The sequence below is a fragment of the Pseudonocardia aurantiaca genome (assembly GCF_039526725.1).
In the GTDB taxonomy this organism is placed as follows: domain Bacteria; phylum Actinomycetota; class Actinomycetes; order Mycobacteriales; family Pseudonocardiaceae; genus Pseudonocardia; species Pseudonocardia aurantiaca.
Genome location: NZ_BAAAJG010000009.1, coordinates 52273 through 65027, shown reverse-complemented (window position 1 = coordinate 65027; position 12755 = coordinate 52273). Strand labels below are relative to the sequence as shown.

The window sequence follows — 12755 nt, the reverse complement described above, 5'->3', positions numbered from 1 at the left end:
GGCGGCTCCCGCGCCGGCGTGGGCCAGGTACCGCGCCTGTCGTGCCCCTTCGCCGAGCGCCTGCGAGGAGCGCCTGAGAGGAGAGGCCCTACATGAAACTCGTCGTCGACCTCACCCGGTGCCAGGGATACGCACAGTGCGCCTTCCTCGCCCCCGACGCCTTCACGATGCACGGCGACGAGGCCTTGCTCTATGACCCCGATCCCAGCGCCGAGCAGCGGGAGCGAGTGCTGCGGGCGGTGGCGGCCTGTCCGGTGCAGGCCCTCGTCCTCGACCGGGTGGGCGGTTCGAACGGGTTCCGCGAAGCCGCCACGACCCGGCGGGACGAAGCCCGCGGAAGCGGTTCCGGCGACGGCTTCCTGCGCACCGGGCGGATCGTGATCGTCGGGGCCTCCCTCGCGGGCCTTCGGGCCGCCGCGGCCTTGCGCTACGAGGGATTCGCCGGCTCGCTGACGGTGATCGGGGACGAACCCCACGAGCCCTACGACCGGCCGCCGCTCTCCAAGCAGGTGCTCAGCGGATGGGTGCCGGCGGCTCACACCGGCCTTCCGCGCCGCGATGACGTCGAGGCACAGTGGCGGCTCGGCGTGCCGGCCACGGACCTGGACCTCGCGGGGAAGCAGGTACGCCTGGCCGACGGCGAGACGGTCGGGTTCGACCGGCTGCTGATCGCGACCGGGGTGCGCGCCCGGCCGTGGCCGAACCCGGCCGAGGCGGCGCTGGACGGGGTGCTGGTGCTGCGCACGCGCGACGACGCGGATCGCCTGCAGCGGCTGCTGGCCGCCCGGCCCGGCCGGGTGCTGGTCATCGGAGCCGGGTTCACCGGATCCGAGGTGGCGTCCGTGTGCCGCGAGCTCGGGTTGGAGGTGACCGTGGCCGAGGCCGGGCCCGCTCCGCTCGTGGCGGCTCTCGGCGGCGTGATCGGCGCGGTCGCGAAGGACATGCATCGTGAGAACGGCGTCGACCTGCGCTGCGGGGTCATGGTCACCGCATTGGAAGGTGACGCGGACGGGCGGCTACGCCGCGCCCATCTTTCCGACGGCAGCACGATCGACGTCGACGTGGCGGTGGCCGCCCTCGGCGGGGTCCGCAACATCGAGTGGCTGGCCGGCTCGGGGCTGGCGGCCGGTAAGTGGGGGGTGGCCTGCGACGCAGGCTGCCGCGCCTTCGACGTCAACGGCCTGGTCACCGACGACGTGTTCGTCGCCGGGGACGTCGCCCGCGCCCCGCAGCCGATGTTCGGCTATCAGTTCCTCGCCCTCGAGCACTGGGGCAACGCGATGGCGCAGGCCGAGGTCGCCGCGCACAACATGATCAGCACGCAGGCCGACCGCTGGCCGCACCTGTCCGTGCCTGCCTTCTGGTCCACCCAGTTCGGCAACGAGATCAAGTCGGTCGGGGTCCCGAGCGTCGCCGACGAGGTCGTCGTCACACAGGGCTCGGTTTCTGACCGCCGCTTCGTCGCCGCCTACGGCCACAACGGACGAATCGTCGGTGCGGTGACCTTCAACCAGTCGAAGTGGCTGGAGTTCTACGAAAGGCAGATCGAACGGGCCGGGCCGTTCCCGCCGCCCTTCCGCACCATCGACCAGCCGGCCGAGATGGTGCCGGTCAAGGCCGGGTTCCCTGACCGGCCCATCCCCACCCAGGACGCCACTGTGGTGGTCACCGGCCACGACCCGAGCGAGCGGCGCGCGAGGTTGCTGCCCCACTGACATCGACTCGAACACTCCACACCCGTCCGCGAGCCAAGGAGGCGACGCCGTGGCAGCGCCCGACGTCTTCGCGCAGATCCTCGACTACACCAACCGTCCCAACCCCTATCCGCTCTACGCCGAGCTGCGCAAGACCCCGGTAGCTCGGCAGGCCGACGGCTCCTACGTGGTCAGCACGTACCGGGAGATCGAAGAACTGCTACACGATCCGCGGATCAGCTCGGATCGCCGCAACGGCCCCCAGGAGGCCGATGCCGCCGCTGAGGAAGCGGAGGAAGTGCTGGGCGGCTTCATCGCGGTCGACCCACCCGAGCACGACCGGCTCCGGCGCCTGGCGATGCGACAGTTCGGGCCGCCCCACACCCCCAACCGGATCGACGCCATGCAACCCGAGCTGGTCGAGATCGTCACAGACCTGATCGACGGGTTCGCCGGCAAGACCCAGGTGGATCTGGTCGACGACTTCACCTACCCCTACCCGGTCACCGTCATCTGCCGGCTGCTCGGGGTGCCCCGCGAGGATGAACCCCGCTTCCACGTATGGGCTGACGCGATCGTCGAGGCCATCGGCGCGAGGGGCGAGAACGCTGCGGAGCTGCGTCGCCAGAGCAACCAGGCCTTCGCCCAACTGGGCGAGTACCTCGCCGGGCTCGCCGACGCCCGGCGCCACGAACCAGGCGACGACCTGTTGTCGGGGCTGGTCACCGACGACGGCCCGGAGGGCCGGATGTCGCGCGAGGAGCTGATGGCCACCGGCGCGCTGCTGCTGTTCGCCGGCCATGAGACCACCGTCAACCTCATCGCGAACGGCATGCTCACCCTGCTGCGCCATCCCGACGTGCTCGGGCGCCTGCGCCGCGAACCCGAGTTGGCCATCCGCCTGGTCGAGGAACTGCTGCGCTACGAGCCACCTGTGCAGTTCCTGCCGAACCGGTTCGCCCTCGACGACGTCGAGATCGCCGGCACCACCATTCCGGCGGGCTCCCCGATCATCCTGGTGCTCGCCTCCGGAAGCCGCGACCCCGAGCACGTACGCGATCCGGACCGTTTCAACCCGGACCGGTTCGACCCCGACCGCTTCGGCCTGGCCCGCGACGACGACCAGCACCTCGGCTTCGGCGGCGGCATCCACTACTGCTTCGGGGCGCCCCTCGCCCGGCTGGAGGCCCAGATCGCGCTCAGCGAGCTGGCCCGCCGGCTGGAGCACCCACGACTTCTCGTCGACCCGCCGCCATACCGGCCCAACCCCGTCCTGCGCGGTCCCCGCCACCTTCCGATCGAGTTCGACCAGGTGGCCCCCGCGCAGCCGACGGCCACCACCCGCCGCAACGCACCCGAGAAGGAGCCCTCCGTGCATGGTGGCTGATGCGATTGCGCGGCTACCGGGGCCCGACCAGCGGGGCGCTGGGCAGGACTCGGTCGAGTTCGAGCCGGGAGCTGATCTGGAGCTTGGTGAAGATCTTGCGCAGGTGATACTGGACGGTGCGGGGGCTGATGAACAGCCGGGTGCCGATCTCCGGGTTCGAGAGGCCGTTGCGGGCGAGCTGGGCGATCTGGGTCTCCTGGGCGGTGAGCTCGTCGCCGGTCTCGGTGGTGCGTTTGCGGGCGGTCTCGCCGGTGGCCAGCAGTTCGCGGCGGGCGCGCTCGGCGAACGCCTCGATCCCCATCGTCGTCAGCATGTCGTGGGCGGTGCGCAGATGCACGCGCGCGTCCACGCGACGGCGCTCGCGACGTAGCCACTCGCCGTAGAGCAGGTGGCCGCGGGCCAGCTGCGCGCGCACGCGCGTGCGGCCAAGCCGCGCGATCGATTCGCGGTACAGGCTCTCGGCTACATCACCGTGGCTGATCAGGGCGCGGGCGCGCGCCTCGATGCCCATGACCCAGTCGCTGCGGGTGGCGCGCGTGCGTTCGGACAGCCACTCGAGTGCGGCCTTGACCAGCACCGTGTCGCCGGTCCTGGACGCTGCCTCGGCCAACTCGGGTAGGACATAGGTCCCGTGCCCCGGGTGGTCGCGCTCGAACGCGCGCCAGGCGACATCACGGGCGGCGTCGTGGCGACCGTGGCCGTTGTAGAGCACAGAGTTCGTGTAGTCGGCGAAGGTGACCATCCGGCCCACGCCGCCGGCGGTCGCCCCCCGCAAGCCCGCCTCGATCAGCTCGGATGCCCGTGCCTCCTGGCCGCGCCACGCCGCGAGCATCATCTCGGTATACGCAACCGGCGGGTTCCCGGTCATGTCGGCGATCAGGCGATCTTCTTCGATCAGCAGCGCCGCCGCGGTCAGCTCGCCGGCGCGCAGGTGGGTCCGGGCGAGGAAGTCGAGCGCGTACTGCAGGTGCACCAGCGCACCCGTGTCGCGGGCCAACTGCACCAGGTGAGCGGCCAGGGCATGCGAGGCCTCGGCGTCCCACAGCTCGAGAGCCACGATGGCGCTGGAGCTTGCGCCGGCGAGCCAGAGCCAGCGGCCGACCTCCGCGTCGGCGACGTTCACCGCGAGAACCAGCTCGAGTGCCCGGGTCAGCGTCGGCACGGCCGCGGTGTAACCCTCGGTCAACCGCAGCGCGAACCCGTCGAGCAGGACGTCCACGGGCCGGGGTGGGTCGGGGCCGGCGGGGGCCGCGCGTGCGGCCTCGGCGGCCTCCCGCAGGCCGCCTGGGCTGTTCAGGTCGTCGACCCACATCGCGGCGCCGAGCGCCTCCAGGTGCGCCTCGCGCGCTCGGCCGGCATGGAGCGGTTCGAGGCGTCTGGCCGCGCTGAGCAGCAGCCGAACGGCGTCGCTGCTGCGTTGCTGCACCAGCGCGATCTGCCCGCGCAGGTGCTCCGCCTCGGCAGTCTGCAGGGCGTCGAGCGGCCCGGCCTCGACCGCGACCAGCAGCCCGAGTGCCGCGTCGAGCGCGCCGGCGTCGAGCTTCGCTCTGGCCGCCGCGAGCAGGCGCCGGGCACGGCAAGCGGGTTCGGGGGTCAGCATGGCCGCGCGTTCGAGGAACGCGGCCGCCGCGGCCAAGCCCCCGCGTGCCTGCGCGCGGTCGGCCGAGCGCTCCAACTCCCCGGCGACGTCCTCGTCGGGCCCGGGCGCGGCGTGGGCCCGATGCCAGGCCCGACGGTCGGGATCGCGCTCGGGATCGGTGGCCTCCGCCAGAGCGCGGTGCACGTCCTGTCTCTCCTGGAGCGACGCCGAGCGGTAGGCCGCCGAGCGAACCAGCGGATGCCGGAACCGCACCCGGGCGCCGAACTCGAGCAGGTCGGCCTCGGCCGCCGGCGTCGCAGCCTGAGCCCGGATTCCGAGCCGCTCGGCCGCCCGCCACACCAGCAGCGGTTCGCCGACGGGATCGGCTGCCGCGAGCCGCAGCAGGCGCCGGGTCTGGGCCGGAAGAGCGTCGAGCCGCCGCCGGAAGCTCTCCTCGATCCGCCCGGACAGGGGCGCCGCGCTGGGGAGGGCGAACCCGCCCGCCAACTCCGCAGGCGTCAACCCCCGCGGCAGCTCCAGCAGCGCCAACGGATTGCCCCGCGTCTCGGCGACGATCTGGTCCCGGACCCGAGGATCCAAGGGCCCGGTGAGCGCCGCGTCCAGTAGCTCCCGCGCCTCGCTCTCCGGCAAACCATCGACCACCAGCTCCGGCAATCCCGCCAGCTCGTCGCTCGGCACGCGCGCCGCGAAGAGCAAGCCGACGGACTCCGCCCCCAGCCGGCGCGCCACGAAGGCGAGGACCTGGGCCGAGGCGGCGTCGAGCCACTGCTCGTCATCCACCAGACAGATCAACGGCTGCTCGTCGGCCACGTCCGAGACCAGGCCCAGCACGGCCAGCCCGACGAAGAAGCGATCCGGCGCCGGGCCGGGGCTGACGCCGAACACCGTCCGCAGCGCGTCGCGCTGCGAAACCGGGAGACGCTCGAGGCGATCCAGCATCGGTGCGCAGAGCTGATGCAGCCCCGCGAAGGCCAGCTCCATCTCCGCTTGGACACCTGCGGCGCGCACCACGCGGCAGCCCGCCGCTTGCTCTACCACGTAATCCAACAGCGCCGTCTTGCCCATGCCCGGATCACCACGCAGCACCAGCGCCCGGCTCTCACCCGCGCGAACAGCCTCGATGAGCTGGTCGAGCACGCCGCGCTCGCCGCGCCGGCCCTTGAACTCGGCCGCGCGTCCTCGGCTGCGGGACTGTGTGGCCATGCTGCACCGGCAGCGACGCTACACGCGCACCGACCGGCGAACACGGCCAGCGACTGGCTGATGCGAGCCGACCTCGCCGGCTCGCACGCTCGACCCATGACACGCACACCGCTACAGATGTCCGACGCAAAGACTCTGCTCGAGGAATTCCTACGCAACTTCCGTGATCCTGAGAAGGCGTCAGCCCTTTTCGTCGAGGACGGGGCGTTCGAAATGCCCTTCTTCGTGTCGCTGGGCCTGCCCACCCGCTTCGAAGGCCGCGAGGGCGTCAAGGGCCTCATCAGGACCGTCCTCGAGTACTACCCTGACTTCGAGTTCAAGGACGAGGACATCACCGTCCACATCGACACCCCGGACCAGGTGTTCGCGGAATACGTCGCTCACACGACGGCCGCAGCGACGGGTCGACTGGCCCACCATCTGTTCATGGGTCGTCTGGTTGCCGAGAACGGACAGATCAGGCTGCTTCGGGAGAGCCTGAACACCGTCGCGATGGCGTCCGCGCTGCTCCCGGGGGGCGTGCACGATCTCCCCGAGCCGGCGAGCGAGGTACACGCCTTCTGAGCCGATCGACCTTCGCGCCCCGGGTCAACGGCGCGACTGCGAGCGGTGGGACACGGCGCATGATGCTTCGGATCGCGCACATGCACGATCACCTCAGCAACTCGCGCGCCTGGGTGCATTACCGGAGCGTAGCTGGAAGCCATGGGTTCAGCCCGCCCGCGTGAGAGTGGGATAATGTTGCGGATTGCGGCGGGGTATTTGATCCGGATCTACCCATTTCGGTGGAATAAACTCGGGGAGTCCATCGCGGATCCGCACCACCCACTCGGAATAATGGACCAGCCGGTGGTGGGTTTTGCATAACATTACCAGGTTGTTCAGGCTGGTGGGTCCGCCGTTCTCCCAGTGAATTATGTGGTGTATTTCCGTCCACGATGGCGGGCGATCGCAGCCCGGGTGTGCACAACCGCGGTCGCGGGCGGCCACTGCCCGGCGGAGTCCGTCGGGAATGGTGCGGGTGGCGCGGCCGACATCCAGGGGTTGCCCGGCCCCGCCCAGCACAATGGGGATCACCGCCGCATCGCAGGCCAGCATCCGCAGCGCTTCTGGCGATAACCGGCCACCGAAATCCAGCATCGCTGAGCGGGCCCGCTCCTCCAGGTCTTCCAACCGGATGAGCACATTCAGGTGTGGACGCCGGCCACCGCCGTCGGGGACGTCGCCGTGGTCGAGCACGAACCCGCACACCTCGGCCAGGGCCTCGGCTTGGCGCCGCCCCGCCCCACGCAGGTCGTCCTTGTCGCGCGGCTTGGACAGCGCGTCGATCACCGTGGCGATCGCGTCGAACATCGCCGCGTCGTCGAACCGCCCGGTCAGGCTGCCGCCGGCGTCGTCGTGGTTGCGGCGCAGGATCAGCTCGTTGACTACCTCGGCGTCGTCGTCGGGTTCCGGGCCGTCCTGGTCCAGCCGCTCGATCAGCGCCGCCCCCCAGGTACGCAACTGGGTGGGCGTGTACTCCGCGGCCTTGCCAGCCAACTGCTCCTCGACCCCGGCCCGCTGCCCCCCGGACAGCCGCCTCGCCGCCGCGGAGCCGAGCAGGCCGGCGATGATCTCGACGTGGCGCAGGCCGGCCTGCCCGGCGGCGAACGCCTTCCCCGTCGCCGGCAGCCGCGCCGCCAGCACGGTGCCGTCCAGCCCGATCCGTTCGCAGGTCTGTTCGGCGGCGATCACGTGGCGGCGGGCCTCGAATCCGTCCCAGCCGAGCAGATCCGACAGCGCTCCGGCAGGTTTCTTGTAGCCACGCGCCGAAAACGCACCGCGCCGCTGCACTGTCGCGACCGTGGACACCACGACGTGGTCGAGTTGGCGGGATAGTCCTTCGGCCACGGTCAGCACCGACAGCAGTTCGTCATCGGTGGCCAGGGGTGATTCCGCGGCCGCACGCAGCTCATCGACCGCCGCCTGCAGGCGGCGGCACGCGAGGGCGACCGGGTTCTCGGACACGCCTTCAAGCGTACTCGAACATGCGTTCGATCGACCGGTCTATTCGAGTGATCTTTGCGTTTGCGATTGTGAATGGTGGCGTTCGCAACATTTGCGATCGTTAACGTCCGGTCGGCTGGGGATGTTATCGAGGACGTGGTCGCTGTGCGAGATACTCGACTCGCCTCCCGGGCCTGGTCGCAGAATCTTTGAGTTGGCCTCGACGGGACTTCCTGCGGTCACCCCGCGCCAACCAGGCGGGACCACGGCAAGGTGAGAGGCACCCTGCAGGACATCCCGTCGCGACCGGCGTGCCCCCACGTCGGGTACGGCCGCCCGCCCAGCCACGCACTCGGTCATTCAGCCAACGCAACCCTCCCGCGCAGACGCGCTCGCCTTCCAGTCTGCAGATACTCCAGGAACGCCGGGATCACACTCGGGACCCGCTGTCGCGGCCCGTCCGTCCCTGCAAGCTCTGGTGGGTGGTGGTCATGGGAATGCTCCTCGCGGCTTTCGCTGGCGGTGTCCAGCTGATCTGAGCGTCCCGCCGCACCGGCCTGGGGTGCACCGCATGAATATGTGAGCTCTCCGGTGGGCGGGTTGCGGGAGTGTCAGGCTTTCGGGATGGCAAGGACAACGACCGCGGCGCTGCGCGGGCGGGATCCGGAGTTGGCCCTCCTGCGCGCCGCGCTCGGTGGCTTGCGCGAGGGCGCGGCGGCTGAGGCCCCGGTGCTGGTGTGTCTCGACGATCTCCAATGGGCTGACAGCGGCACCCTGGCAGCGCTGCGTGTGCCCTCCCGCCCCGGCTCGAGTCGGTCCCGGTCGCGTGGATCCTTGCCACCCGCCCGATCCAGCCCGGCAGCATCGTGGACGGTCTGGTCGAGCAGCTGGCATCCCGGGGCGCACGGCGGATCGTCCTCGGGCCGCTCGGGCCCGATGCGGTCGCCGAACTCGCCTCGGAGGTCATGGAGGCGAAGCCTGACCAGGCGCTCCTCGAGCTCGGTGGGACCCGCGGAACGGCGGCCAGGGCGCCTTCGGTCGTGCCGGCGTCGGTTCAGACGGCGGTCCGGCCGCCGTCCGCGGCGATGGTGGCGCCGGTGATGTAGCCCGCGGCGGGGGTGGCCAAGAACGTGATCACCTGGGCGATCTCCTCGGCCTGTGCTGCTCGACCGAGCGGCGTGGTCGCCCCGAGCGCCTCGATTCGTTCCGGATCGGCGGCGGTGTACACCGGGCCTGGAGCGACCGCGTTGACCCGCACCCCGCGAGGGCTGAACTCGGCTGCCCACGAGCGTGTCATGGCGGCGAGCGTCGCCTTCGTGCCGCCGTAGGCGGCGGCGCCGGCAAGACCTACGGAGCCCGCCATGCTGGCGACGTTGATGATGCTGCCGCCGCCGTTGGCCGCCATCCTGGGCGCGAGCGCCGCGACGAGGAAGTACGGCGCCCGCACGTTGCTGTCGAACAGCGCGTCGTAGGTGGCGACGTCGAGGTCGGCGGTGGGGCCGAACCAGGAGAAGCCGGCGTTGTTGACGAGCACGTCGACCGCGCCGGCCTCGTCGGCGAGACGGCGGACGTCGGTCGGGTCGGACAGGTCGGCAGCGACGAAGTGCGCCTGTCCGCCTGCCTGCACGATCTCGGCGACGACATCCTCACCCCGCTGCGGATCGCGCCCGTGCACGATCACCTCAGCACCTTCCCGGGCCAGCTGGTTCGCCGCCGCACGCCCGATGCCGGACGTGGCGCCGGTGACGAGGGCGGTCCGTCCCTGCAAGCTCTGATGAGTGGTGGTCATGGGAGTGCTCCTCGCGGCTTTCGCTGGCGGTGTCCAGCTGGCCTCAGCGTCTCGCCGCACCGGCCTGGGGCGCATCGCACGAAGATGTGAGCTCTCAGTGGGCGTGTTGCGGGAGTGCCAGGCTTTCGGGCATGGCAAGGACAACGACCGCGGCGCTGCACGGGCGCGATCCCGAGTCGGCCGTTCTGCGCGAGGCGCTCGGCGACTTGCGCTTCGGGGCGGGCGTGGTCGTCGTGATCGAGGGCATGCCGGGTATCGGGAAGACCCGACTGCTCGCGGAGGCGGTGCGGATGGCGGGTCGGATGTCCGTACGGGTCGGCGTGGGCGAGGCCGACCCGTCCGAGGCCGTCGTCGAGCTCGCGCCGCTGCTGCGGGCTTTGTTCGACGGCGCGGCGCCGCTGCTCGAGCGCTCCGCCCTGCCGACGGAACGGAGCGGTTCCGAGCAGCGCTATTGGCTGCTGCAAGATCTGGAATCGTTGCTGGAGGGCGCGGCGGCTGAGGCGCCGGTGCTGTTGTGCCTCGACGACCTCCAATGGGCTGACAGCGGCACCCTGGCAGCGCTGCGCGCCCTCCCACCCCGGCTCGAATCGGTCCCGGTCGCGTGGGTCCTTGCCACCCGCCCGATCCAGCCTGGCAGCATCGTGGACGATCTGGTCGAGCAACTGGCATCGCGAGGCGCACGGCGGATCGTCCTAGGGCCGCTCGGGCCCGATGCGGTCGCCGAACTCGCCTCGGAGGTCATGGAGGCGAAGCCTGACCAGGCGCTCCTCGAGCTCGCGGCGGACGCGGCGGGTAACCCGTTCTTCCTCGTCGAGCTGCTGCAGGGACTGCGCGACGAGCGACTCGTGCGGATCGAGGAGGGGGAGGCGAGGCTGGTGGAAACGCGCCTTCCCGCGCGCGTTGCCGCCGGCATGCGCCACCGGCTCGCGCGCCTGTCGGAGTCCGCCCGCCAGCTCGCCGTCGTGGCCGCCTCGCTCGGCCGCAGCTTCACCGTCGGGGAGCTGACGTCGATGCTGGGGGCTCCGCCGACGTCCCTGCTCACCCCGGTCGAGCAGCTGATCGAGGCCGGCGTGTTCGCTGAGACTGCCGACCGGCTCGCCTTTCGCCACGACATCATCCGTGAGGCCGTTCGCGGAGGTACGACGGTTTCAGCGCGCCGGGCGCTCGACCGGCAGGCCGTCGATGTCCTGCTTGCCGCCGGGGCGATTCCGGTCGAGGTCGCGGTGCAGCTCGCCGCGAGCGCAGAGCCTGGTGACGAGGTAGCGGTCGGCCTGCTGAAGGACGCAGCCGATGCGCTGGGCCCGCGTGATCCCGCGGCGGCGGCCGAACTGGGCCGCCGTGCCGTCGACCTGGTTCCCGCTGGTCACCCGGCCGCCGGTGCACTCGTTGCGACCACCACGATCCTCCTGCACGCCGCCGGGCAGGTGAACGACGCCCAGGCGTTCGCGCGGGAACGCCTGCGGAATGTCGTTCCGGCGGTGGTGGAGGGGGCGGTGTGCCTCAGCCTGGCAAGCATGTTCGCCCTGTCACCCGACGTGCGCGCGGAGGCAGGGCGGCGAGCCCTCGCGCTCCGTGACCTGTCCGATGAAGACCGCGCCCAGCACCAGGCGCGCCTGGCCTACAACCTGGTCCAGGCCGGACGCCCGCACGAGGCAATCGAGCTGCTCCAGGACGCTCGAGCGACGATCGAACGCGCGGGAGACCTGGCGGCGCGCTCAATCCTCGGGCAGGCCGAGGGGGCGCTGCTGTACGTCGACGGCCAATTCGACCGTGCGCTCGCGACGCACGAGCAGGCAATGCGCGACGGGTTCGGGCTCGGTGAGGAAACCCGCGAGTGGGTCGCGCGGCAGTGGCGGAGCGAGCTGCTCGCCGTGCTCGATCGCTACGAGGAGTCGCTCGGGCTGATCTCGGCGGGTATCGCTGCGGCGAACCGGGAGCGGCAGGCGTTCGTGCTCGACTTCTTCGAGACCTGGCGGGGGCGGCAGCTGTTCCAGACCGGTCACCTGTCCGACGCCGCGGCCGCGCTCGAAGGCCGCTTCGATGCGGCGGACGGAACGCCGGTGGCCGGCGCTCTGTATGCGGCCGGCCTCGTCGCTCTCGGGCGGGTCGCGATCCACACCGGCGACGAGCGGCAGATGCGCCGGACGGCGGCGCTGGCAGGCGCGATGGTGGCGGACGGTACCCCCGCCAACCGCGCACACGGCGGCTGGCTCCTCGCACTCCAGGCGATGGCGGACGGCCGGCCTGCGGATGCCCGCGCGGTGCTCGATGTCGCCCGAGCCGGTTCGGCCGGGAGGATCACCCCGCTCTATCCGATGGACGTCACCGACGACCCACAGCTCGTCCGCATCGCGCTCGCCGCCGGCGATTCGCGACTCGCCGCGGACACGGTCGCCGCGGCGGAGGAGCGGGCGCGGCGCAACCCGCGGATCAGCTCGGTGCGGGCGGCGGCCGCGCACGCCCGCGGTCTGCTCGACGCGGACACCGCATCGCTGGCCGAGGCCTGCCTCCTCTTCGACGACGTCCCGCGCCCCCTGGCCCTCGCCTCGGCGCTCGAGGACCTGGGGGTCGCGCAGCTGCGCACGGGCGCGCAGGCGGCAGGCGTGGACGCGCTCGGTCGCGCGCTCGTGCTGTACACCGAGGCCGGCGCAACCTGGGACGCGGGACGGGTGCGAGGACGCCTGCGGGCAGGCGGTGTCCGCCGTCGGCTCGTGAGCAGCAGGCGTCCGAACGCCGGCTGGGCCGCGCTCACCGAGTCCGAACTGGCCGTGGTTCAGCTCATCGCTGAGGGGCTCACGAACCGTGAGACGGCGGTGCGGCTGTTCGTCTCCCCGCACACCGTCAACAGCCACCTCCGCCACGCCTTCACCAAGCTGGGCGTGAACTCCCGGGTCGAGCTCGCTCGCGTGGTCGGCGCGCATGCCAGAGGGGCAGGCCCTCGACGACTAGATTAGCCGCGGCGCCACCGGCCGGTGCGGTCGCTCCGGTCCCAGGGATCTTCTCCGCGGCGCCGGCCCGAGAGGCTAGGGATCCTGGACAACTCCGCCCGTAGCGAGCGGCGCCTGGGCGTCGGGCGGACCAGTCGGCCTCCGCCCG

Annotated in this window: 7 protein-coding genes; 4 read left to right on the top strand and 3 right to left on the bottom strand. The window is 71.6% G+C overall.

Annotated elements, in window-relative coordinates; genetic code table 11:
• Window positions 1–92 precede the first annotated feature (92 nt).
• Entirely contained in the window at window positions 93–1715 is a 1623-nt protein-coding gene (locus ABD143_RS15100; protein WP_343977615.1) for an FAD-dependent oxidoreductase, read from the top strand.
• A 49-nt stretch (window positions 1716–1764) separates the two neighbouring features.
• Window positions 1765–3081, top strand: coding sequence for a cytochrome P450 (locus tag ABD143_RS15095; RefSeq protein WP_343977612.1), 1317 nt, complete (start codon window positions 1765–1767; stop codon window positions 3079–3081).
• A gap of 13 nt (window positions 3082–3094) precedes the next feature.
• Here the strand turns inward: ABD143_RS15095 and ABD143_RS15090 are convergent, their stop codons facing one another.
• Window positions 3095–5884 carry a helix-turn-helix transcriptional regulator gene (locus ABD143_RS15090; RefSeq protein ID WP_343977609.1) on the bottom strand — a complete coding sequence of 930 codons (2790 nt, stop codon included), beginning with the start codon at window positions 5882–5884 and terminating at the stop codon, window positions 3095–3097.
• Window positions 5885–5944: 60 nt separating this feature from the next.
• Between ABD143_RS15090 and ABD143_RS15085 the strand changes: the two genes are divergently transcribed.
• Entirely contained in the window at window positions 5945–6448 is a 504-nt protein-coding gene (locus tag ABD143_RS15085) for a nuclear transport factor 2 family protein (protein WP_343977605.1), read from the top strand.
• 147 nt (window positions 6449–6595) lie between these two features.
• On the opposite strand, the gene ABD143_RS15080 is transcribed toward ABD143_RS15085, so the two are convergent.
• Together ABD143_RS15080 and ABD143_RS15075 are read right to left on the bottom strand one after the other, a co-directional pair.
• The gene (locus ABD143_RS15080; protein WP_343977603.1) at window positions 6596–7891 is read right to left on the bottom strand and encodes an HNH endonuclease signature motif containing protein; all 1296 of its coding nucleotides are present in this window, start codon (window positions 7889–7891) and stop codon (window positions 6596–6598) included.
• A gap of 1033 nt (window positions 7892–8924) precedes the next feature.
• Window positions 8925–9659, bottom strand: coding sequence for an SDR family NAD(P)-dependent oxidoreductase (locus ABD143_RS15075; RefSeq protein WP_343977600.1), 735 nt, complete (start codon window positions 9657–9659; stop codon window positions 8925–8927).
• Window positions 9660–9790: 131 nt separating this feature from the next.
• Here ABD143_RS15075 and ABD143_RS15070 point away from each other — a divergent pair, with 131 nt between their 5' ends.
• On the top strand, window positions 9791–12613 hold the full coding sequence (locus ABD143_RS15070) for an ATP-binding protein (RefSeq protein WP_343977598.1): 2823 nt from the start codon (window positions 9791–9793) through the stop codon (window positions 12611–12613).
• Window positions 12614–12755 lie beyond the last annotated feature (142 nt).

What these genes read in the sequence shown, in the direction of transcription:
- ABD143_RS15100 (WP_343977615.1), top strand. Translation starts at nt 93, where the DNA reads ATGAAACTCGTCGTCGACCTCACCCGGTGCCAGGGATACGCACAGTGC.
- ABD143_RS15090 (WP_343977609.1), bottom strand. Translation starts at nt 5,884, where the DNA reads ATGGCCACACAGTCCCGCAGCCGAGGACGCGCGGCCGAGTTCAAGGGC.
- ABD143_RS15085 (WP_343977605.1), top strand. Translation starts at nt 5,945, where the DNA reads ATGCGAGCCGACCTCGCCGGCTCGCACGCTCGACCCATGACACGCACA.
- ABD143_RS15075 (WP_343977600.1), bottom strand. Translation starts at nt 9,659, where the DNA reads ATGACCACCACTCATCAGAGCTTGCAGGGACGGACCGCCCTCGTCACC.
- ABD143_RS15070 (WP_343977598.1), top strand. Translation starts at nt 9,791, where the DNA reads ATGGCAAGGACAACGACCGCGGCGCTGCACGGGCGCGATCCCGAGTCG.